Origin of the sequence: Undibacterium umbellatum (assembly GCF_014284125.1) — a bacterium.
Taxonomy (GTDB): domain Bacteria; phylum Pseudomonadota; class Gammaproteobacteria; order Burkholderiales; family Burkholderiaceae_D; genus Undibacterium; species Undibacterium umbellatum.
Genome location: NZ_JACOFX010000031.1, coordinates 7132 through 33700, shown reverse-complemented (window position 1 = coordinate 33700; position 26569 = coordinate 7132). Strand labels below are relative to the sequence as shown.

1 protein-coding gene is annotated in these 26569 nt (G+C 52.3%); it reads right to left on the bottom strand.

Translation table 11 applies throughout. From position 1 onward, the window contains the following. Positions 1-26346, bottom strand: a complete 26346-nt coding sequence (locus tag H8L47_RS27820) for a hypothetical protein (RefSeq protein ID WP_186957086.1) — start codon at positions 26344-26346, stop codon at positions 1-3. Positions 26347-26569 lie beyond the last annotated feature (223 nt).

The window sequence follows — 26569 nt, the reverse complement described above, 5'->3', positions numbered from 1 at the left end:
TTACTTTCCTGTTTTTTGCTCTAATTGCTGTAAATGTTTTTGTAGTGAGTCAATATCTCTAAAAAAGGCACTGGCTCCAGAGTCCATTGCACTTTTCACTTTTCCTTGTCGATAATTTGGAGCGAATAATATAACTGGTTTATTGTCAGGGTTAACAAATGGATTCAAGTATTTATCCTTAATTTGATCGTTTTTAGGTGTTTTACCATTCGTGATTTCTATGAAAGCTACTCGCGTTTCAATATCTAACTGCGCAAACTCATGCTCGGGTTTTTTCATAAAATTTTCTTGAAATGGAACCTTCTTATTTGGCGTTATCACTGAAAAACCAATTAATTTATCTCTCAATGCCAAGGCGACCTTTCCTTCAAGTTGCGTATCTTCCAATGACCTCCCGGTTAGAATTTTCCCGGTTTTAGTACGCCCAGCAAGAGCATCTGCAATTTTCTGATCAAATTCGCCTCTTTCACCAGGTGTCTTAAACGCCTTATCAAACGCAAGCTGAATTTTTGACTTTCCAATGTTACCAGCCGTGTTTCCTAATCTATATGGCTTAGTCGACTGAATACTATTATTGTAATCAGCAATTGGTTTTTGAGCATAATCACCTCGTCCATTTAAATTCGTCAGTCTGTTAAACTCAGATTGATTTTCCGCCCTCAGTCCTCTGAGCGGGTCTACACGTGTTTTCAAACTAATTCCACCTGCAGCAGCACTTTTTCCTACACTAATATTTTGCGCTTGCCCTGCAGCATCGCCCTGCCCAAGGGGTACGAGTAAAACTTTCTGATTAACCGTCTTAACATTTAAAGTAGTTTGATTCTGTTGTCTGGACAACGGCTCAATTTCAAACGGTTTTTTCGCCCCAGTAAATTGCATTGGTTGTTTCATTGCGGCTCCTGAATTAGCTAAGCCATCCAGTGCTAAACCAATCTTACTAGCATGGAGGATATCTTCATCCGATCTTCCAAAGATCATTGGGATGCCCGCTGCGATCGCTGGAATTGGCCCCTGCAACATATTTTCTAGAATCTCAGCCCGAATGTTTCGCTTAGGAAGACCCCTTTCAATCAATAGCTGCGGCGCAACATATTCACTCGCGTTCCAAGTCCGACCTACTTTTTCCGATAAAGTCCCGCCTGATTTCCATGCTTGACCCATCTCTTTGAATCTGTCGAATTGATGCTGCTGAAACTTACTATCATAGTCGCGTTCCTGCTCAGTACGATTTGGCAGATAGATGATTTCAGGCGTCTGAGGTTGTTCTGATTTTTGCTCAACAGGAGCAGGGTAACGCTTCGCCAAATTTTCAGTTTCGCTTTTGGCCATTGCCTCGTAATCAGGCACAACAATACCATCACGCTTTACTTTACCAAGAATCCCGATTTCACCATTAGGGTTACTGCCATTACCGAATGACCCTGTACGACTTGCCTCGCCATTGTTTTCGCCAGACTGCGGATTTTTAACAGGGCCTTTTACTTTGCCATCGGTACCATTGCCGCTTTCTGGATTCGGCTTCTCCACCCCAACGTCCGTTTTATCGTTGGTACTGTTGCTCTGTATTTCACCTCCACCGTTACCGCTTTCTGTTCCAGCAGCATTTCCACTAGTCGGCGGGAGATGTTGAGCGTATTTGACTCCTGTAGGCGTTTCAAAGGCCCAAAACATCTCGTTATTACCATCTACCATCGCTTGTTTATTTGTCCAACCAGCAGGCGCTATACTTTCGTTCCAATAAGGATTTTCACCCTCTTTGGCTTCCCGCCAAGTTTTATAGTCAGCTGTACCGGTACCACTCGCATAAACGGGATCACCATTGCTATTTTCCCAAACCTTCGCCCTTCCTGCGGCTGGGTTCCTCCCACCTTTTGCTAATGTTAATTTTTCGTTCTCGCTCCCAACGCCTCCAGAAATAGCAGTTTTAAGGCCAATATCAATCAGACCGTCCTCATCTATACCTTGGGCAGCCAACATTCTTGCTGCGGCAAATCGAGTGCTATTTTCATCGTATTCATTGCCAGCAGAAGCTTGTTGCTTTCGGTTCCAAGCGTTTGCGGCAATCATGAATTTATCCGGATCTGCCTCCAAACCTTTTGCTTGTTGATCTTGCTCCCAAGCACCCCACGCTTTCTGCATAATAGATGGATCGTTATTTGAGCTGCTCTCTCCCAAATTGATACTTGTCTTTATTACTGTGCCATCCGAAATATAATTGCCACTTGTATTCCATGCTCCAAAACCTGTGCGGCTCGAATTTGCGTAATCCTGAGAGACCATGTCCTCAACCGACACCCCCCCACTACCCAAAGGCCCACGCTGACTCAAACGTCTGGTTTCATCCTGCGCCTCAAACGCAAGGCGTGCATCTTCTTTCGTCCGTTCTGCTGCGCGCCAATCCGAAAAAATGTCCGGTTTTAATTTAAACTCGTCCGGTTTCGAATGCAGCTCTTTTTGTTGCGCTTCTTCTTTCTTGCGCAAATCATCCATCCCCGTCTCAACTATTCCATTCGCCAGCGAACTCGCAAACGAACTAATCGCAATTTGCTTAAGGTCTACACGACCATTCTGGTAAGCACTTGCCGCAACGCTAGATGCCATGCTGCTGACAGTGGCACGGGCTAGCTTGCCGCCCCACTCACCAAAGGCACCATTGAACAACTTGTCGCCCATGGCAGAGTTAGCAGCTGAACCAGCCAGACTACCAATGCCCGTAGCAGTCACACCTTTCCAGTCAAACTCCTTTTGCCAACCTGCTGCAACGGCTATTTTTTGGGTAATCGCATTACCTGCCATGGCGCGGCCTGCTATGCTGGCGGCACGCTCAAGCGGGCTAAGTGCGCTGGAGACGGGTCCTAAAAAGCCTCCTATACCTGCTGTGATGCCTGCACCAAGGCCCGCCAGACCAACTTGCTTCCAACTCCATTCCATGTCTGGATTGATGACTTTGCCAACCGCCTGGCTGGCAATCGACCCTGCGGCTCCTGCAACGAAGGCTGTGCCTGCGGTGGTGAGAATGGCACCGAGTGAGCCAGCGGTGGTAACCGCGGTAAGTCCTGCACTTCCTGCCACTGATGCGGCAACACCTCCTCCAACTGCACCTCCTGTCAATACGGATGAACCCGCTGCCATGGTCTGCATGAATGCGCCGGACGCGCCTGACAAGATACCTGCTGTATAGACGGTCACTACGACAGCCACCACGATCATGATGATTTGTGTGATGGTGGCACAAGCCCCCGGCCCAGGTGCCGCCAGATTAGGCAACTTGCTACCTTCAATCTCACTGGCGTTATAAACCTTGAAGCGCTCACTATCAACCCGCCCGGTTTGCGCGGTATTCGGGATGGTGATGACATTGCCTTCAATGAGGGCGCTCTCTGCGGTGAGGCCATTGGCGTCGGCAATCAGATACCACAGGCTACTGGTGCCGTAGACGGCACTGGCGATACCTTGCAGGGTGTCGCCGCCTCGGATGGTGTAGCGGCTGACACCACCGGGGTGGCTGTCGTCGAGCATCTGGAAGAAGGCGTAGTTGCCGGTGTCGATCTTGCTCTGGTTTTTTCCTTCGGCATCGACACCAGTCTGGGCCTGGATGTTGCCGTTGGTGTAGTGGTATTCCATCCTTTCTGTGCCGTGTTTGCCGTCATCATGGATTTTGCTGAGGATCTGGTTATCGGCGTTGTAGATATAGTTGCTGATTTCTTCGCGGTCTTTGCCATCGCCTTTGCCCTGGTTGACGGTGACGAGCTGGTGGTTCTGGTTGTAGACGAGGGCGCTGTTGCCGTTGGCGTCACCAAAGGCGCGTACGCGGTTTTCTTGTCCGGTGGCGTCGATGTCGTGCAGGTACTGGAAGGTCTTGTTGACCTTGTCGTCGATCATATGCAGGCTGTTGGCGATGAGGTGGCCAGCATTGTCATAGCGGTTGGCGGTTTCCTGCATGCTGGCTTTTTGGGTGCCAGGGTCATTGTCGGTACGGCTCCACATGAGCTGGCCGCTTTGGTCGTAGCGGCTGCGGGTGGTTTTGCTGATCATGCCGCCTTTGAGTTCGGCATAGAGGGTGACATTGCCTGCGCTGTCGTATTCCCATTGCTGGCTGCTGCCATCGGTGCTGCTGGCATTGGTGACGCGGTTGTAGGCGTCGTAGCTGTAGGTGGTGGTGACGCCGCCTAAGCTGCTGGTCTTGCGGTTGCCTGCGGCATCATAGGTGAGGCTGACCTGGCCGTCGGCGGTGACGGTGGAGGCAATGCGGTCGGCTGCATCGTAGACGCTGATGTGGTCAACGCTGACACCGCCACCGCTGCCGGTGACGCGGGTGCGGTTGCCAACGGCATCGTATTGCATGCTTTGAGTGACGCCGTTGAGGACGTCGTTAAAGCGGGTCAGGCGGCCTAACTCGTCGTATTCATTGCGCACATCGCGGTCATGGGCCTGGCCTTGGGCATCGCGCTGGCTGCGGACTTTTTCTTGTACGCGTTGGCCTTTGATGTCGTAGGCGTAGTCGGTCTGGGTGCCAGTGGCGCTGTCGGCCACCTGGATGAGGTGGCCAGCCTGGTCGTAGGTCTTTTGGATGTTCTGACCTTCTGTACCAGTTTGTTTGACCTGACGCCCTTGTTCGTCGTAGGTGTAGACGGTGGCATGGCCTGCCTGGTCTACGCGACGGGTCATGCGGCCAAAGCCGTCGTACTGGTAGGTGGTGCCTTTGCCATTGCCATCCACTTCGGCAATGAGGTTGCCGTAGGTATCGTAGCTGCGGTAAGTCGTCACTGCCTGCGGCTGGGCTTGTTCGACGCTGCGTTTCCATTCGGTGACGCTGGTGACGCGGCCATATTCGTCATAGGTGGTTTGACGGCGGTGGCCGCTGGTGTTGCTGGCGTCGCCTGTGTCGTGCTGGGCGATGCGCTGGCCCCAGGCGTCGAGTTCAAATTCGGTCTTGCCTTGTTGCAGGAGGCCATCACGCTGGTCGTAGCGCAGGTTGGTGTAGTTGATATTGCCGTCGATGGCGTAGATGGTGCGGCCAAAGGCGTCGTGCTGGTATTGCTGGATGAGGCCAGTGGCGTCGGTGACTTTGTCTACCTGGCCGCTGAGGTCGTAATGGCGGTAGCTGGTGTGACCATTTTCATCGGTGGTGGCGACGAGGCGGTTCTGGGCATCGTAATGGAAGCTCTTGGTATGACCCAGGGCATCGGTCTGGCTGGCCAGGCGGCCTGCTTCGTCGTAGGTGGCGGTGCGTACATTGCCAGCGGCGTCAGTACTGCTGTTGACATTGCCTGCGTAATCGTAGGTCTGGCGGTTGACGGTGCGCTGGCTGCTTTGGCTGAGAACACCATTGGTGTTGGTGGTGGCAGTGAAGCTGTCGCTGTAGCTGGCGTCCTGACGGCCAAGGGCGTCGTAGTGGGCGTAGCTGGTGGAGACGGCATTGCCGCCTTCGGTGATGGTGACGTCGGTCTGGATGGCATGGCCTTCGGCATCGACTCCAAAGTTGCGCCAGACGTGGTCGTCACTGCTGCTGCCGATGAGGGCATTCATGGCGTTGTAGCGGTTGTCGCGGTAGTAACCTGCGACACCGGCGACGATGTCTTTTTTACCGCTGGGCTGGCCGGTGGCGCTTGTGGCAACGACCATGGTGTCCATGAATTCTGCTGCCGGGCGTACATTCAGGCGGCCACCGTTGAAGCGGCCATTGTTCATGACCAGGCCGGTGATGGCGGCACCGGTTTCGGTCGCCAGCACGGTTTCGCTATAGGCTTCGTGGTTGCTGGTGAGGTTGGTATTGGCCTTGTGCCAATCAACGATGACTTCATGGCCCTGGGCATCGCGATACCAGACCTTGTAGTGGATGGCTTTGGCTGGCAATGGGATGTGCTTGATCTCTCCCTTGAAGCCGCTGCCATAGGGTTCCATGATGATGTCGTTGGCGAAGCTGAGACCGTCACCTGTGGCGGCATCATTCCAGGAGAAGTGCATGTCAGTCGCCACGCGGTTTCTGTCGCTGGCGGGCAGGATGCTGAAGAGGTCGAGGTCGTAGCCTTTGTGGACCCAGTAGCCGTTGTCTTCGCCATTGACGAAGTTGGGGACCCATTCCATCCATTTGTTGCTACTGATGCCAGTCTGGTTCTGGTCTTCGTTGCGGTTGCTGTAGTAGATGCCGACCGCACTGCTGTTGACGGCCAGGGGCAAGTGGGCGATGACGCGGTCATCCACACCAGGGTTGCCAGGGTCGTTGGCAACCGGAGCTTTGCCTTTGATGCGTTCTGAAGGTACAGGTTGGCCTTTGACGACGATAACCTGGGAGTCGCCATCCGGCGGGGCTGACCAGGCGACTGTGTTGTAAACGGTGGTGTTGGCGGTGTTGCCTGTCATCTTGTAGATGATGTGGTCAACGATGACTTCTTTGCCGTCTTTGTCTACGCCTTCGACCAGAATTTCATATTCAATACCGGCGTACATGGCTTTGGTATCGCCCAGCACGAGCTTGTACTGGCCGTTGTCGAGGGTATTGCCGGTGGAGGCGAATGGCTCGTTGTTGACGCCTTTTTTGTAGATACGCCATTTGGCGGTCAGCAGGCTGATGTTGGTCGCTTCCAGCGGTTGCATCTGGCTGTCTAACTTGAGCAGGAGGCCTTTGGTGGTGCTGACTTCAGACAGGGTGTTGATGCTGCCCTGGCGTTTGGCCGGGGCTTCGAAGTTTTGTTCTGTGCTGGCGAAGGCTATCCCGCTGGCGTTTTGCCAGCCAAGACGGAATGCCAGGGTATTGGGATCAAACCCTGCTGGCAAGATACCTTCGTAGTAACCATCACCGACGGCGCTCATGGGGACCGATGCATTGGTCGCCCCTTTGGGGCCATAGATTACGGCAGGGCTGGTGAGGCCGGGGCCAAAGCGGGCCTTGACATGCACCTGGCCATACTGGTCAACACTGGCTTTGACGTCTTGTACTTCTGGCGGCATTTCCAGCTTGACTTCTTCGCTGTAGGCAAGATTGCCTGCCTTGTCTTGCGTGACCACGCGGTAGTAGGTGGTGCTGTTGTAAGCAGGACGCGGGACATTGCTGTAGCCGTCTTGCGAATTGCCATTGACAGTCAGCTCAGACTTGTTGGTGTAGCCATCCAGGGTGGCATGGGAGACGCTGTCCCAGACAACGTAGGATGGAATGCGCAGGTCACTCAGGCGGTAGCTGATGTTGAGGGTGGTGCTCAAGCTGTCGCTGAGGCTGGCACGTACATTGGTGGCAGCTATGGCATCGCTGGCGCGTTCACCAGTGACACTATGGGTGACATTGCCAGCCGCATCATAGGCCTGGCGTGAGCCTGTGCCATCCGGGCCGACGATATGGGTGACGCGGTTGGCCGCATCATATTGTGAGCGGGTGATACGGCCATTGTCGTCAAGCAGGGTGCGGTTGCCGAGGGCATCGTACTGGTAGTTCTTGGTGTAGGCAGTGGTGAAGACGATGTTGAAGCTGTCAGCATCCTTGACCGAGGCACTGGCCTGGGAGGTGGCTTCGGCTTCGCTGGTCACCTGGCCACGCGCATCATAGGTGTAGCGGGTGGCCTTGTCACCTGGGTTGCCGGCCACCAGTTGCAGCAAGGCGGCAGGGTTGGCCGTGACGCTGCCCAGGTCAACGCTGCCAGGTACGGCAGTGACATAGCTGAGCTTGGCTTGCAGGTGACCCTGGTCATCGTAGCTGTAAAGGCTCAGGGCGCGGCCTGTGCTGACGCTGGCGATGCGGCGGTTGCGGCTGTCATAGTAGTTGTACTCTGCCTGCTCGACGCTGCTGCCTGCGGCGATGGTTTTTTGTACCAGGTTGCCGCTCTTGTCGTAACGATAGCGGGTGATGGTGACATCGGTGGTTTCGGCATGGCTGTTCTGATCCATCAACAGGACTGCCGGTGTGCGCTGCTCTACCAGACGGTTGGCTGCATCATAGACGTAGTTGGTAGTGGCAACTTTGCCACCGACGGCAACCGGGACCTTGGTGGAGTCGAGCTTGCTGAGGTCAATGGCGGCGGTGTACATGCGCTTTTGCAGCAGATTGCCGCTCTTGTCGTACTCAAAACGGGTCAGGTAACCCAGGGCATCGACCTGGGCTGTCAGGCGGCCTGCGGCATCGTAATAGCCATAGGTGTGGCTGCCGTTGACGGCGACGGATTCGATGACATTGCCAGCGGCATCATAGCGGGCTGTTTCTTCTGGTCGCTCCAGGTTTTTACTGCCACTTGGGTTGGCAGTATTGCTATTGCCCAGATGGGTGATGACGACTTGTGGATAGACTTTGCGTACCTGTCTGCCCATCTGGTCGAATTCAAAACCATACACACGCACCTCACCTGCCGGTGCAACCGGACGGGCAGCCGGGTCTTGCGCTGCCTTGTCGAGACGGGTCATGTACATGCGTTCGGCCACTTTGTCGCCAAAGGCGTCGTAGTCGTACTCATGCAGGACATTGTCGGTATCGAGCTGGGCGATCAGGCGGTTGTCGCGGTCGTAGTAGTTGGTAGTTTTAAAGCCGGCAGCGTTGGTGATCTGGATGACATTGCCCACCGCATCATATTGCATGGTGGTGAGGCCATTGGTAGTGCTATAGCCACTGTCGAGTTCAAACTTGGCAACGCTGGCATAGGTGACACTGGTACGCTGGTTGTTGGCGTCATAGGTGTAGGTTTTATGACCGTCCTTGCCATATTCATTGGTGATGTTGCCGTTGATGTCGTAGCTGAAGGATTGCAGGAACGTGCCGGAGGCATCCTTGACTTCTTTCAGGCGGCCCATGGCGTCGTATTGGCGTGTGTTCAAGCGCCCTTCGCCATCGCGGCTTTCAATGACGTTGCCGAGGTCATCGACAGTCTGGGTCTGGGTGATGGCCAGGCCGGATGGGTCTAGCGTGGTGCTGACGCGGTGGCCGTCAAGGTCGTAGGAATACAGGGTGCTGCGGGTGACTTCACCGGACTTGCTTAATTGTTCGGTGATGACACGCCCTGCCCCATCGTAAGCAAATTGGGTGGTGACGCCGTCTGCGGTGGTCTTGCTGAGCAGGCGGCCATTGTTGTCATAGGTGTAGCTGGTATTGCGCTTGACAGCAGTTTCCACAAAGTTTTTATCGAGCACGCGGTTGCCTGCGCCATCAATGATGAATTCGCTGCGGACATGGTCAGCCGTAGTCTGGGCAATGACCTGGTTGTTTTTGTCATACTCGATGCTGGTGCTGCGGTCCATGGCTTGCTGCACTGCCTGCGGCAACTGGCTGACATTGACGCTGCCGCTATAGCGGTTGGCGTACTGGGTCATGCTGGTGCGGTTGTCGGCACTATCGTAGTGATAGCTGCTCAGATAGCCTTCTGCATCCAGGCTGGCGACCATGCGCTTGTCGGCGTCGTACCAGAAGTAGCTGGTATTGCCTCTGGCATCCTTGACACTTTGGCGGTTACCGTTTTTGTCATAGGTGTATTCGGTGCGTTTGCCAGCATTGTCTATGCTGGCCACTTCCCTGCCATCGGCATCATATTCATGCTTGATGGTCTGGGTGCCATTGGTGGTGCTGACTTCATTGCCAAGCACATCAAACTCATGCTTGATGAGGCTGACACCGGCGATGCTTTCTTGTACCAGGCGGCCATTCGCATCGTAATCATAGGTGGTGGTGACGGCAGGTCCATTACGGTTTTTGCGCAATTCGCTGGCCGGTTTGGTGGTGTGCTGTTCACCATAGGTGTAGATGGTTTCTGCACCTTGTGGGCTGACGACCTTGATGACACGGTCAGCGCCATCATAGGTATAGCTGGTGGTCGCCGGGCGGGTATTGCTGGCTTCGGTGACGCTGGTGCGGTTGCCACGGGCGTCATAGCCATAGGTGGTGATATTGCCTTCACCATCGGTGCTGCTGACGAGGCGGTTGAGCTTGTCGTAAGCAGCACTGCGGGTGGACACTTTTGCCAGGGCGGCCTTGTCAGCATCACTGCTGAGCGCCGAGCTGCTGGCAGGGCCAGCCGGTGCCGCGGCATAGGCACCGCTGGTGACGGTCAGCTTGTTGTCAAACAAATCGTAGGTGATGGCGGTTTGATAGCCTTCGCCATTAACGGTGGTAGTGACACGGTCTTTTTTGTCATAGGCATAGCTGGTGGTGCGGGCATCTGTACCGTCAGTCTTGGCGGTGGTGTTGCTGCTCAGGTTGCCAGCGATGTCATAGCTGTTGCTGTAGAGCTTGCCGGTTTCTGTCTGGGTGCTGAGCAGGTTGTTGCTGACATCAAAGACTTGCTGGGTCAGGTGACCTTCTGCATCGCGGATCTGCAGGCGGTTGCCACGGCCATCCACCACAAAGCTGGTGATGAAGCCCATAGGGTCGGTGATGCCGACGAGTTGCTTGTCGAGGTTGTAGCGATAGTTGGTGGTACGTTCTTTGCCCGCCACGCCTTTCGCTTCTGTGCTGCTGATGAGATTGCCTGCACCATCATAGGCGTAGGTGGTCTTGACACGGGCATTGTCGGTGCTGCTGTCGACGTTGTGGTTGGCGTCGTAATGGAAAGTCTGTTCACTAACGGTGCTGCCATTGACTTCGGCGATGCTGATGCGGTTGCCCAGGGCATCATAGGCGATAGCGGTCTTGCGGTTGCCTATCGTCAGGTTGGTGCTGAGGACGAGCTGGTTTTCTGCATCATAGGAGTAGATGAACTTTTGTTCTTCAACCAGACCTGCGGCAACTGTCTGTCTGATCTTGTTGCCATTGGCATCGTATTCATACAGGCTGATATGGCCCAACGGGTTGGTGCTCTTGACGAGATTGTGAACAGCATCAAAGACATTGGTGGTGACGCGGTCACCGTCAGTGACGACGAGCAGGTTGTCGACAGCATCAAACTGGTAGCTGGTGACTTTGCCAAGCACATCGGTGTCGGACACTTTGCGGCTCAGCAAGTCATAGCTGCTGCTGGATTGACGTTCTTGCGGCGTACCGATGAACTGGGTGACGCTATTGCGGTTACCCAGGTTATCGTAGCCATAGCTGTTGACAGCGCCATTGATATCGGTCATGCCTGTCATGCGGTAGACATTGTCGTAACGATAGCTCTGGGTAAAGGCGACATCCCCTGCCCCACCTGCGCTGGTGCTGGTATGGCCAGTCTTGCTGGTGAGGTTGTTGACGAGATCGTAGGCAAACGTGGTCAGGTAGCCTTCTGCAGTTTTTTCTGATGCGCGGCGGTTGATGTCGTCGTAGGTATAGGTCGTGGTGGCGTATTTGCCATTCTTGTCGATTTGCTGGCTGCTTTGCAGGACGTTGCCAGCGGCATCGAGGACGTAGTTGGTGGCATAACCATTACCATCGGTCAGGCCAGTACGCTGGCCTGCGCGGTTGTAGCGATATTCGACGGTGAACCCACCACGGCTTTGACGTACTTCGTTGCCGCTCTGGTCGTATGCATGGGTAGTGGCATGGCCATTACGGTCAGTGTCGCTGATGAGTCTGTCATTGGCGTCATAGCTCAGTGTCTCCATGCCATTGCGCGCATCTGTTTTAGTCAGCAGATTGTTTTTGGCGTCGTAAGTCAGGACGGTAGCAAAGCCGAGTGAATCGGTCTGCTTGACCAGACGGTTTTTAGCATCGTAGTCATAACTGGTGCTATTGCCGATTGCATCAGTCAGTTTGACGAGGTTGCCAGCCTTGTCGTTGAGATAGGTGGTGACGCCACCGAGCGCGTTGGTTTCCTTGACTTTTTGGTTGGCGGCATTGAAGGTCCAGGTCGTGGTGGAAGCCTGGCTAGTGCCAGATGCTTCGGTACGGCTGGTCATGCTGCCTATGCCATCATAGGTAAAGGCCGTGATGATGCCATTGGCCGCGGTGCTGCTGCTCAGGCGGTCATTGGCATCATAGATAAAGCTGGTGGCATTGCCCAATGCGTCGGTAAGCTTGGTGCGGTTGCCGACGGCATCGTAGTCAAACTTGTTGACGGCACCGATGGCATTGGTTTGTGTCGTCATGCGGTTGATGGCATCGTACACCATGGTAGTGGTGTGACCATTGGCATCAGTGCTGGTGAGGACGTTGCCAACAGCATCATAACTTTGACGGCTGATATGACTTTCGCCATCGGTACGCTGGATCTGGCGGTTGACGGCGTCATAGACATAGCCTTCTGACTGGTCGAGCGCCGCATTGCCAGTGACGCTGATGGCAGTTTTACCATCCCAGTTGGCGACTGCAAACTTATTGGCGAAATGGGTCTGGGACACCAGATTGCCCACCTGGTCATAGCCACGGCTGATGACAAAGCCTTCTGCATCCACACTCGCAACAAGCTGGTTGATGGCGTCGTACTGGAAGTAGCTGGTGTGCTGATTGGCATCGACAAAGCGGATACGGTTACCAACAGCATCATAGACGTGCTGGGTGACACCGCTCAATGCATCGGTTTGCTTGATGAGACGGTCGTTGCTGTCGTAGGCGTATTTGGTGACATTGCCGTTCTGGTCTGTCAGCTTGCTGCGGTTACCCACGGCATCATACTCAAAGGCTGTTACATAGCCCAGGGCATCGGTCTGGCTGATGAGGCGGTCGACGAGGTCATAGGCATAGCTGACGGTATTGCCGTTTTCATCTTTGGCAGCAATGCGGTTACCTGCCGCATCATAAGTGAAGCTGGCTGTCTTGCCCATGGCATCGGTACGGCTGGCGAGACGGTCAACGGCGTCATAGAGGTAGCTGGTGACATGGCCGTTGGCGTCGGTGACTTTGCTGCGGTTACCTACTGCATCGTAGTCGTAGGCCGTGACCTGGCCGAGGGCGTCGGTTTGTTTGGTCAGGCGATAGACTGCATCGTAGGTGTAAGACGTGGCATGGCCATTGGCATCGGTGAACTTGGTGCGGTTACCTTCGGCATCAAGGACATAGGTGCTGACTTTGCCGAGGGCATCGGTCTGGCTGATGAGGCGGTCATCAGCGTCATAGGCATAGCTGGTGGCATGGCCATTAGCGTCGGTGACTTTGCTACGGTTACCAACGGCATCGTAGACAATGCTGGTGACCTGGCCGAGCGCATTGGTCTGGGTGATCAGACGGTTGTTGGCGTCATAGTCAAAACTGGTGCTGTTCTTGTTGGCATCGGTCGTTTTGATACGGTTACCGACGGCATCATAGGCATGGCTGGTGAGCTGGCCTGCACCATCTGTCTGGCCAGTCAGCCGATTGGCATTGTCGTAGATGAAGGTGTTTTCATGACCGTTCTTGTCGGTAATCTTGCTGCGGTTACCAACCTTGTCATAGTCATAGGTAATGAAGTTGCCCAAGGCATCGGTTTCTTTGGCGAGGCGGTTCAGGGCATCGTAGGCATAGGTGGTGGCATGCAGGTTAGCATCGGTGAGCTTGGTACGGTTGCCGACGGCATCGTAGTCAATGCTGGTGATTTTGCCAAGTGCATCCGTCTCGCTGATAACGCGGTTATCGGCATCATAGGCCCAGGTGGTGGCGTGACCATTGGCGTCAGTGGTCTTGGTGCGGTTGCCGGCCGCATCGTAGACATGGGTGGTGGTCTTGGCTAGGGCATTCTTTTCTGCGATCAGGCGGTTGACAGCGTCATAGGTGTAGGTGGTGGCATTGCCATTCCTGTCTGTGACTTTGGTGCGGTTGCCGACCGCATCGTAGGCATACGATGTGGATTCACCGAGTGGGTCTTTTTCGCTGGTAAGGCGATAGATGGCGTCATAGGTGTAGGTGGTGGCATGGCCTAGCGCATCCGTGCGCCCGGTGAGTTTGCCGACTTTATTGTAGACATAGCTGGTGACGTTGTCGAGCGGGTCTTTTTCGCTGATGAGCTGGTCATCAGCATCATAGGTGTAGGTCGTGGCCTTGCCATTCGCATCTGTGAACTTGGTACGGTTGCCGACAGCATCGTATTCAACTTTGCTGATGTTGCCGAGCGCATCGGTCTGGCTGATCTGACGGTTCTTGGCATCATAGGCAAAGCTGGTGGTGTTGCCATTGGCATCTTTGGTCTTGATGCGGTTGCCAACATTGTCGTACTCATGGGTAGTGACTTCAGCCAATGCATTGGTGACAGTGATGAGACGGTTAAGCAAGTCATAAGCATAGCTGGTTGCTTTCTGGTTTCTGTCGGTGACTTTGGTGCGGTTGCCAACGGCATCATAAGCGTAAGACGTGATCTTGCCGAGGGCGTCTTGTTCACTGATGAGCTGGTTATCAGCGTCATAGCCAAAGGTGGTGACATTGCCTCTGGGGTCAGTGGCAGTAATGCGGTTGCCGGCAGCGTCATAGCCATATGTGGTGATATTACCGAGTGCATCTGTTTCAGTCACCAGGCGATTGGCTGCATCGTAGGCATAGCTGGTGGCATGGGCATTAGCATCGGTCAGTTTGATGCGGTTGCCGACAGCGTCGTATCCGATGCTGGTGATCTCGCCCAGTGCATTGGTCTGGCTGATGAGGCGGTCGTTTGCATCATAGGCAAAGCTGGTCACCCTGTCATGGGCATCAGTCAGCTTGGTACGGTTACCGACGGCATCATAGCCGTAGGAGGTAACGTAGCCTAAGGGATCTTTTTCGCTGATGAGGCGGTCGTCGGCATCATAGGTATAGGTTGTGGCATGACCGAGGGCATCGGTGGTCTTGATACGATTGTCTACAGCATCGTAGGCATAGGTAGTGACTTTACCAAGAGCGTCTTTTTCACTGATAAGACGGTTATCGGCATCATAGGTGTAGCTGGTGACGTTGCCATTGGCATCGGTCATTTTGTTGCGCTTGCCGACAGCATCGTATTCAAACGTGGTGATCTTGCCGAGGGCATCTTTCTGGCTGATGAGCTGGTTGACAGCATCATAGCCATAGGTGGTGACTGCGCCCTTGGCATCAGTCAGGCTGATGAGGTTGCCTTGCTTGTCGTAGTCATAAGACGTTATCGCACCGAGGCCGTCCGTCTTGCTGATCAGGCGATTGGCTTTATCAAAGGCGAACTTGACTGCATGGCCATTGGCATCGGTGACTTTGATGCGGTTGCCAACTTCATCGTAGGCAAAGCTGGTGACGTTGCCGAGGGCATCGGTCTGGGTAATGAGGCGGTCATCTGCATCGTAAGCCAGGCTGGTAACGTGCTTATTGGCATCGGTGACTTTAATGCGGTTACCGACAGCATCAAGTTCGTAGCTGGTCAGGTTGCCGCTAGGGTCTTTTTCAGCAACGAGACGATTGTTGGCATCATAGGTGTAGCTGGTTTCATGACCATTGGCGTCGGTGCGCTTGGTGAGTTTGCCGACTGGGTCATAGACATAGGATGTCACGAAGCCCATAGGATCGGTTTCACTCAGCAGGCGGTTAACTGCGTCATACACATAGCTGGTAGTGTGGCCGTTGGCATCGGTGCGCTTGACGAGTTTGCCTACACCGTCATAGGCATAGCTGGTGGTGTGGCCCAGTGCATCGGTTTCGCTGATGAGCCTGTCGTCGGCATCATATTCAAAGCTGGAGGCATGTTCATTGGCATCAAACAGCTTGATGCGGTTGCCTACGCCATCAAGGACATAGCTGGTAACTTTGCCGAGTGCGTCTGTCTGACTGGTAAGGCGGTTGGCATCATCATAGGCATAGGTGGTGGCATTTTTATTGGCATCCGTCATCTTGATGCGATTACCAACGGCATCGTAATCAAATGTGCTGAAGTTGCCCAAACCATCTGTCTGTTTGATCAGGCGATTGACGGCGTCATAACTGAAGCCGGTGACATGGCCTATACCTTCGTTGCGGCTGATCAGGAGACCGATACCGTCATAGCTGAGGTAGGTGGTGTTGCGCAGCGGGTCGGTGACGCTGGCGAGACGATTCACACCATCATAGGTGTAGCTGGTCACATGGTCATTGGCATCGGTCATCTTGATGCGGTTGCCACCAGCGTCATAGTCATAGGTCGTGACTTTGCCGAGTGCATCGGTTTGGCTGATGAGGCGGTCTTCGGCGTCATAGGCAAAGCTGGTCACATGCTTATTGGCATCAATGACTTTGCTGCGATTGCCAACGGCATCGTATTCATAGGCGGTGACATTGCCTAGCGCGTCTTTTTCAGAAACCAGGCGGTTGTCAGCATCGTAGCTGTAGCTGGTGGCATGGCCATTGGCATCAGTGAGCTTGGTGCGGTTGCCGACGGCATCGTAGGCAAAGGCCGTCACCAGGCCGAGTGGATCGGTTTTTGTGGTCAGACGGTAGATGGCGTCATACACCAGGGAGGTGGCATGGCCGTTGGCATCGGTACGCTTGATCAGTTTGCCGACGGCATCATAGGCATATTGAGTGACATTGCCGACGGCATCTGTTTCGCTGATGAGGCGGTCATCTGCATCATAGACGTAGGTGGTGCTGTGCAGATTGGCATCCGTGAGTTTGGTACGGTTGCCAACAGCATCATAGGTATAGGTGGTGACCTTGCCTAGGGCATCGGTCTGGCTGGTCAGTCTGTAGGCTGCATCGTAGACATAGCTGGTGGCATGGCCATTGCCATCGGTGACTTTGGTACGCTTGCCGATGTTGTCGTAGACATAGCTGGTGATTGCGCCGGTACCATCGGTTTCACTGATGAGACGATTGAGCAAATCATAAGCAAACGTGGTGACGCGTTTGTTCCGGTCGGTGCTGGTAATGCGGTTACCAACGGCGTCATAGGTGTAGCTGGTGACTTTGCCAAGTGCATCTGTTTCAGTGATCAGACGGTCATTGGCATCGTAGGTGTAGCTGGTGGCGTGCAGATTGGCATCTGTGCGTTTGCTCAGATTGCCGACAGCATCATAGGCGTAACTGGTGACATTGCCGAGAGCATCGGTCTCGGTCAGCAAGCGGCTTTCTGCATCATAGCTGTAGCTGGTCGCATGACCGTTGGCATCGGTGACTTTGCTGCGGTTGCCCAGGGCATCGTATTCTATGCGGCTGATATTGCCCAGCGCATCGGTCTGGCTGATGACGCGGTTGTTGGCATCATAGGCATATTGGGTGGCATAGCCATTGGCGTCAGTGACTTTGGTGCGCTTGCCTACGGCATCGTATTCATAGGCGGTGATATGACCCAGCGGGTCTTTTTCGCTAACCAGGCGGTCATCGGCATCGTAGGTGTAAGTCGTGACATGGCCATTGGCATCCGTGCGTTTAGTACGGTTACCTTCTGCATCATAAGCGTAGCTGGTGATATTGCCGAGTGCGTCTTTTTCATTCACGAGACGGTCATTGGCATCGTAAGTATAGCTGGTGGCATTGCCATTAGCATCTGTCACTTTGCTGCGGTTACCTGCCGCGTCATAGTCTACGCGGCTGATCTTGCCCAGGGCATCGGTCTCGGCAATGAGGCGGTTGGCAGCATCGTAGGTATAGGTGGTGACGGCCAACCTGGCATTGGTGCTGCTGATGCGGTTACCTACAGCATCGTAGGTATAGCTGGTGATATTGCCCAATGCATCGGTAAGGGTGACCAGACGGTTGAGTTTGTCATACGTGGCGCTGTTGACATGGGCATTAGCATCCGTTGTCTTGAGGCGATTGCCAACGGCATCGTAGGTATGGCTGGTGACGTTACCCAGCGCATCCGTCTGGCTGGTCAGGCGGTTCAGTTTGTCATAGGCAAAGCTGGTGACATTGCCTTTGGCATCGGTCAGTGTGCTGCGGTTGCCATTAGCGTCGTAGCTGAGGCTGGTGACATTGCCGAGGGCATCGGTTTCGCTACTGAGACGGTTATTGGCGTCATAGCCATAACTGGTGGCATGGCCGTTTTTGTCGGTGACTTTGCTGCGGTTACCGACAGCATCATAGGCATAGGCAGTGATAATGCCGAGAGGGTCTTTTTCACTGATGAGGCGGTTGTCAGCGTCATAGACGTAGGTGGTGACATGGCCATTGCGGTCTGTCACTTTGGTACGCTTGCCTACTGCATCATATTCGTAGGACGTGATTTGACCCAGAGGGTCTTTTTCATTGACGAGGCGATTTGCAGCATCGTAGGTGTAGACCGTGACATGGCCATTGGCATCGGTGAGTTTGCTGAGCTTGCCGACCGCATCATAGGCATAGCCAGTGACATTACCATTGGCATCCTTGACGCTGATGAGCTGGTCGTCAGCGTCGTAGGTGTAGAGGGTTTCACGGCCGTTTTTGTCGGTGACTTTGCTGCGGTTGCCAACAGCATCATAGACGTAGCTGATGACTTTGTTGTAGATGTCGGTTTCGCTGACCAGACGATTCACAAGGTCATAGGCGTACTTGGTCAGGACACCATTGGCATCGGTGCTGCTGAGGCGGTTGCCGACAGCATCGTAGGTGTAGCTGGTGACCTTGCTCAATGCATCTGTGATGCTGAGGAGTCTGTTGAGCTTATCGTAGGTGTAGGTGCTGATGTTGCCTTTGGCATCGGTCTTGCTCAGACGGTTGCCCATGGCATCATAGGTGTAGCTGATCAGGTTGCCGAGGGCATCTGTTTCTGTCAGCAGGCGGTTGTTTAGATCATAGGTGTAGCTGCTGGAATGGAGATTGGCATCGGTGATCTTGCTGCGGTTACCAAAGGCGTCATATTCTATTTTGGTAATATTGCCGAGGGCATCGGTCTGGCCAGTAACGCGGTTGAGGGCGTCATAGGTGTAGCTGGTGGCATGGCCATTGGCATCAACGACTTTGCTGCGATTGCCTACGCCATCGTATTCGTAACTGGTGATGTGACCAAGGGCATCTTTTTCTGATACCAGGCGGTTGTCGGCATCGTAGGTATAGGTGCTGGCATGGCCGTTGCCATCAATCAGTTTGCTGCGGTTGCCTACGCCATCGTATTCGTAAGTGGTGATCTGGCCGAGGGCATCCTTGATGCTGGAGAGGCGATTGTCCGCATCGTAGGTGTAGCTGCTGGCATGGCCATTGGCATCCGTGAGCTTGGTCCGGTTGCCTGCTGCATCATAGGTGTAGCTGGTGACTTTGCCGAGGGCATCCGTTGCCGTTGCGATGCGGTTCAGGGCGTCATAGGTGTAGGTGGTGGCATTGCCGTTTTTGTCGGTGATGGTCGTGCGGTTGCCCGCAGCATCATAGGTATAGCCCGTAGTCTGATACAGGGCATCTCTGACTGCAGTCAGTTGATTGACCGCATCATAGGTGTAGCTGGTGACGCCGGCATTGCCATCGGTCATGCTGAGACGATTGCCAACATTGTCGTAGGTATAACGGGTGGATTTACCCAGAGCGTCGACGGTCTTGATCAGGCGGTTGTGGTCATCATAGGTGTTGCTGGTGATGACTACGCCATTGGTGTTGATTTCTGTGAGTAAATTGCCGACATTGTCGTAGGTGTAGCTGGTGGTGAAACCCAGAGCATCGGTTTTTTTGATGATGCGGTTATTGGCATCGTATTCGTAGCGGGTAGTAAAACCGTTTTTATTGGTGACAGCCGTCAGATTGCCCACTTTGTCGTAGACATAGCTTTCGCTGAATCCAAGCGCGGACGTAAGTTTGCTGAGCTGGTGCTTGCCATCATATTCGTAGTTGGTGGTGTGACCATTGCGGTCAGTCACGGCCGTGCGGTTGCCTACACTGTCATAGGTGTAGGTTTCTGCCACGCCCATGGCATCGACAATCTTGTTCAGTCGGTTGTCAGCATCGTAGAAGTAGCTGGTTTTATTGCCATTGCCATCGGTCTTGCTACCGAGCTTACCTACCGCATTGTAGGTCTGGCTTTGCACATTGCCCAGGGCATCGGTGGTGCTGATGAGCTGGTTGTTGGCATCATAGACATAGGTGGTGGCCTTGCCATTGGCATCGGTCAGTTTGGTGAGGTTACCAACACCGTCGTATTCGTAACGGATTTTATTGCCCAGCGCATCTTTCTTGCTGAGCAGACGGTTTTTATCGTCGTAGACGTAGTTGGTGACTTTGCTGTTTTCGTCTGTGGAACTGATTAAGTTGCCAGCGTTATCGAAGACGTTATAGACCCAAGCAGAGGCATTGCCATGCATGAGATGCTGGCCATCAGTCGTGTAGATGTCGTTAACAATATTGCCGTTTGCATCAGTTACCGTAATTTTTTCCTGATCCCTGTCATAGTAGGATTCACGATAAGTGGTGACCTTACCCAATGCATCTGTCTTGCTCGTCAGACGATGGGCAGCATCATAAGCAAAGGTGGTCGTATGGCCATTGGCATCGGTGACGGTGGCCAGATTGCCGACCGTATCATAGGTGTAGGTTTCTATGCCACCAAGTGCATCTGTCTTGCTGATGACGCGGTTGCCAGCATCATAGGCGGTTTTTTGCGTATAGCCTTTGGCATCTTTGGTTTCGATGAGATTGCCGACGTTGTCATAGGTGTAGCTGGTCTTGTTGCCAATGGCATCCGTTTTTGTCGCCAGGCGATGATTGGCGTCATAGGCATATTGAGTTGTCTGACCCAGCGCGTCTGTCATCGCGACACGATTACCAGCAGCGTCATAGCTGTAATGCGTTACTTGACCTAGTGCATCTGTCTGGCTAATGAGTTGACTATTCAGATCATAGCCAAAACTGGTGGTGTGACCATTCTCGTCGGTGATGCTGCTACGGTTACCCATGGCATCATAGGTATAGGTCTTGCTAAAACCCATCGGATCTGTCTGTTTCGTCAGACGATTGAGGGCGTCGTACGTGTACGTGGTTGCACGACCTGCTTTATCTGTTGACTTGACCAGATTACCGTTCGCATCGTAGGCGTAAGTTTTTGTTAAGGCAACATAGGCACCTGTTTTTTCAGTCAATACCCTGCCGTTTTTATCATAGGTATATTGTGTCTGTGCTAAACGACGCTTATTGGTAACGCCGATTATTTCCTTGGTGTAGTAATCATAGCTGTATTCTATGTCGCCATCCAGACCCGTCGTATTGTCTGTGCTTTGATAAACCTTACCTGAGAAAGCGTACGCATAGGATTTTTGCGTGACAACGCCATTTTCAGTAGTGCTGGCAATATTACCCATCACATCATAGGTAAGCAGCTTGACCTGCCCCACTGCATTGGTTTCTTTTGTCAGGCGATTGACTTTGTCGTATTCATAGAGAGTGACATTGCCATTCTCATCGGTCAGCGAAGCACGGTTACCGTTATTGTCATAGACGTAGGATTTAGTCTTGCCGAGGGCATCAGTCTCGGAAATCAGTCGATTGCCGGCATCAAACTGGAAGCGCTGTACATTACCCAACCCATCCGTAATGCTGGTGCGATTGTGGTTATTGTCGTAGGTATAGCTGGTGATATTGCCCAGTGCATCAGTCATTTTGACCAGTTGATTGTCGGCGTCATATGCAAAAACAAACTTACCACCATTGGCGAAGGTAACGCCGGTACGATTGCCTTCCGCATCGTAGGTATAGCTAGTGGCATTGCCCAGAGCATCCGTTTCTTTGACCAGGCGATTGGCACCATCGTAGCGAAAAGACTTGGTATTGCCGCGTGCATCGGTAGCCGTCAGGCGGTTACCCAGGGCATCATAGGTATAACTGGTGGCGTTGCCTTCCGGGTCGGTTTCCTTGACTAAGCGGCCTGCCTTGTCATAGGCCCACCTGGAGATGAGATTGCCTGGCTTGGTCGCAGTCAAAACACGCCCCATGCCATCGTAGGTATAGTCAAAAATACCGACAGGCGTTTGATCTTGCGTTAACCGCTGTGCATTGTCGCGACTATGGTTAATACTGCTTCCATCCCATAATGTCTCGCTATGCAAAATGCCATTGGAATTCCACCAATTGGTATGAACGCGCCCCAGGGCATCCGTTTCAGTTTTTACCTGATGTGCAATATTGTAGGTATACTTTGTGACCCTCCCGTTCCCATCAGTTGCGGTAATCCGGTTGTTAGCACCGTCATAGGTATAGCTGATCACCACACCCAGCGGGCTGGTCTGTTCCAGCAAGCGATTATTTTTATCGTATTTGTACTTGGTGGTATTGCCCAGTGCATCGGTACTGCTGACCTTGTTGCCGGCGGCGTCATAGACATTGCTGCTAACATGACCCAGTGCATCTGTGGTGCTGAGCAAGCGATTTTCAGCATCATAAGCAAAGGTGGTGACATGGCCGTTGCCATCTGTTACATGGATCTTGTTGCCCACACCGTCATAATCGTAAGCAGTCACCAGGGCCAGGCCGTCAGGATCTTTGATTTCTTGTATGCGCTGGCCTTTGTCGTTGTAGACATATCTGACCGTACTCGCCACGATGCCGCCCTGGCTGTGGGCAACCGTCAATTCCCTGCCTTTGGCATCGTGGGTGTAATCGGTTTGCAGCTTGAGACCTTCTGGATCAACAATGACACGTGCCAGTTGACCGTTCAAATCATATTCGGTCCTGGTTACCGTGCCAGCAGGGTCTGTCATGACCACTGCACGACCATTATTCTCGTAGGAATATGTGGTCTTCAGATTTAAGCCAGTTGGATCAAAGACTTTACTCAGGACACGATTTTCTGTGTCGTAGGTAAACAATGTGACTCGGCCAGACGCATCATTCGTTTGTTTGACGCGGCCCGCATTATCATAGAAATAGGTAGTAGAAATATTGCTCGATGGACGTGATTCTACGTAAATACTGCCATCATCGTTATAAGAATTGGATTCAATACTGCCACTAGAGTCAATAATGCTTGCAACTTTCTTGTTGGCGTAACCATCCGCAACAAAACGGGTTGTGCTGACAATGCCTTCCGGCGTGGTGACGATGAGCGTACTATCACTATCGTTATAGACGTAAGTCGTTGCACGGCCCAAGGCATCTTTGATTTGCAGCTTACGATCAAAAGCATCGTAAGTCATGGATTGCTGTGCACCGTCACCATTGGTAGTGACGATGAGACGACCCTTGAGGTCATACTGATTGGTCGCTGTCTTGCCATTGCCATCGGTCACGGCAATCACACGACCAAATGCATCGTATTGCGTGCGCTTGACTGAGGCCGTATTACCTGCACCCAGTATCTCCGCCAGTTTCAGGCCACGGTGATCATATTGATAGGCCATGACTTCTTGCAGCATGGTGCTGCGGGTCAGGCTGGTTTCCTTGACCAGTTCGCTAAAGGCATTGTATTCACGGGAAGTAGTATTACCCGTGGCATCAAATGCATTTTTGATTTGACCACGCAGATTGTATTCTGTCTGCTTCAAGGAATCATGCAGGGGATCATTGGCATCTGCCAGCTTGGCCAGCAAGGCAGTATTTTTGCCACCAGCCAGTCCATCAAGATTGATATGTTTGGCGAATTGTTTGGTCTCTATAACTTCACCAAAACTATTGTAGCGAATGGCTTGTATATCACCCACGCTATTGATGGTGTGGGTGAGACGACCTGCGTCATCATAGAAATATAAAGTCGTGGCACCTGTGGTGGCACTGCGCGAGCGCACCATCAGACCATTGTCGTCGTACTCATAGGTGGTTTGGTATTTCTTCCAGACGGCATCATCCTGTGCTGAGTAGCCGCTGACATTGCCATTGCTAGTAATGGAAACTGCCCCCAAGCCATAAACATCGGCGATTTTTCTGCCCAGCAAATCATAACGGACTGCCATATTGCCTGAATCGCCCACATCCTCAGTCTTGACGATACGGCCCATTTCATCACGGACATAGCGTTTAACACCAGTAAGCGTGCCAGAACCGGACTCCGTATGAACGAAATTATCTGCAAAAGCGCCATAGTTAATTACCTTGTCCTGGCTGTGGGTCTGCGGGCGCAATTGCTCCAATTTGGTAGCGGTATCTACATTGATGGCCTTGTTTGCATAACGCGTTGTTTTTGCAAGTCCGCCGTAGTAGCTATATTGGTATTCTGTAAGGTAATTCTCCCCGTCCAGTTGTCCTGTCAATTTATCCATGCCATTGTAAAAAAACCTGATCTGGATATCTGCACTGGATGCGCCAGGTGCCAATTGGGGTAAGGTGGCTGTCGCTCTCAAGGCGACATCGGTCGCCGTGGCGAATTTGACGGTTTTAGATATCCGGCCAGCGGCATCGTAGATATTCCTGGTCAGGTAGCCTTCGGCATCGAGTACAGCGGTTTGTTTGCCATCCTTATTATAAAAATACCGACTTAGCCTGTCGTCTGCGGAGGTCACAAGTTGCAAATCAGCAGCAGTCAATTGTGCTGGCAAAACGCTCGTATTGATGGCATTGGCGTAAATGGTTTTGCTGATCAACTGCGCATGGCTGTCAAACATCTGTTGTGTGACATAGCCCAGTTCATCAATGGAGTAAATTTCCTGATTTTTTTGGTTGTAGATTTTACGGATGATCCTGTCTTCATTGGAAGAAATGGGCCTGAGTGTATCCAGCGCAGGGTGGGCTGGTGTCCCATCTGTATTCAATAAAAGCGTGGTATTGACCAGAGTGGCATAGCGGACGGAACGCGTCAGATTACCGAGTGCGTCGTAGACATTCTCTGTCATCCCTCCGAAGCCATTAACTTCTGCAATCTGCCGGCCCATGGCATCATAAAAATAGTGGGTGCGTACGCCGCGCTCATCTTGTCTGGTAGTAAGACGACCATCAGCATCGAAGAAATTTTTTGCTTGCGCCAGTACTGTGCTTGTTACTGGATTGCTTTGTATGACGCTGATTAGATTGCCAGCCGCATCATAGACATTGCTGCTAGCTAGGCCACTTGCCAATTTGGTGGTGATAGTATGGCGCGCGTCGTCATATTGGTAGAGCGTGATGATGCCAAATTTTTTCGAACTCAACATCCTGCCCAGGGCATCATAGGTAAAACTATTCAGGTTGGTCCTGATCAAATGTCCTTTGGGATCGTAGACCAGATCTTCACTGAAACCGCCGGATATAGGATTGCCGTTGCTATCCGTTCCCTCATGACTAATGATTGTTTGGAATCCCCCACGATAATCCGAATTAAGGTATTGAATCAGCGTGGTCTGTGTTTTATCCTGAGCCGCAACCCAGCTTACCATGCTGGCTTCGGACAAGACACTTTCCAGATTAAGCGTACTGACATCGAGGGCTGCGCCGTTATATACAATTTTTGCGGTGGCGTTACCTTGCGAATCGTTGCGATATTCAGTGACACGTCCTTCAGGACTGATAATAAAACGCACATGGTCTTTAACATCATAGACATAGCGTGTTGCGACTAAAGTGAGATCCCCATTGCTGGTATTGGCAGTTTCAGCCAACAAGCGATTTGTGGAGCTGAAGATACGCTTGATGCTATTGCCCAATGCATCTTTTTGCTCAACCTGGTTACCATTGGCGTCATATGTCATGGTGCTGACATTGCCGTTACCATCAATGGTTTGCGTTATGTTCCCTTTTTCGTCATAGACATAGCGGGTTTCATAGCGGACGCCATTAACTGCAGGACTTTGTATTTTCGTGAGCTGACCATCCACATCATAAAAATAGCTGGTCAGATACCCCATCGGATCAATCAGGTCTGTCCTGCCCGCAGCAGTGTCGTAAATGAACTGCGTTAAATTGCCCTGACCATCTGTCATGGTGGAAATTTTGAATTGCTCTCCCACCTGGATGTACGTAAAGGTCTGGGTACTTCCATCAGTCTGTCCAACACTGGCGATGCGCAAGCTGTCGCCATCATAGGTGTAAGTGGTTTCGTATTTGTTGGCAACGCCGTTGGTTGTCGTGCCCAAGTTGAAACTAACGCTAGCCAGGCGATTTAAATTGTCGTAGGTATAGGAAGTGACTGACTGATTGTAGGAATCTGCAAGACGGACCAGGTTTTTACCAGCATAGGTCAAATTAATTGTATCGCCAGACGCATCCGTGACTGAAGTAATTAACTTATCGCTATTGTAGGTATAAGTCGTCTTTGCTCCATCAACATCACTACTGCTAACGATTAAGCCCAGGGCGTTATATGCCTCTGTTTGTTGAGTTGCACCATCGCGCCACTCCCAGGTTGAGTCGGCCGTCTTGTAGGTCAGCTTATCGTAAGCACCCTCGCCAGCAGTGCTGACATATGATTGTTTCGAGATATCGTAAGTGTAGATCGCCTTGCTACCATCACCTTCGGTTCTGATGACGGTGCTTCCGGCTGTATTGATCGTACCACTAAGCAAAGCAACCGATTTGTAAACGCCTATATGCCAGTTATCGCCATTATCACCATCATTTAACTTACCTTGGCTGTTGTAGGTGCGCAATATCGATAAATCCAAGCCTCTAGATACATAGAATTCATCCTGCCGCTGTATCATCAAATTGCCATTGGCAGCATTGACGTAGATATTCTCATTGTTTGTGCCAGCCCTGGCATTGCCCGAGGCGCCCCGGTTACCAAGGGTGTTCATTGAGCTATTTTGCAATCCCAAGCCGCTACCAGTCACAATCGCTGTCATATTTTTTCCTGTATGTCGAAGTATTCGTCCAAATGCTAAACACGCTGACGTGTTTGTTCTGTCCTAATAGTCCAAACATTTCGGAATTTGTTTAGGTGAAATCGAAAATAATGTACACATCCATTGATTATTTTTTAAATTGACAGAATTTATTATAAATATATTGAGAATCAATCTAAAATGCAGAATAAATGACGGCGACTATATTTTTTGACTGAGCGGT

Bases quoted from the DNA above. Each gene is read 5' to 3' on its own strand.
- H8L47_RS27820 (WP_186957086.1), bottom strand. From the start codon at position 26,346: ATGACAGCGATTGTGACTGGTAGCGGCTTGGGATTGCAAAATAGCTCA.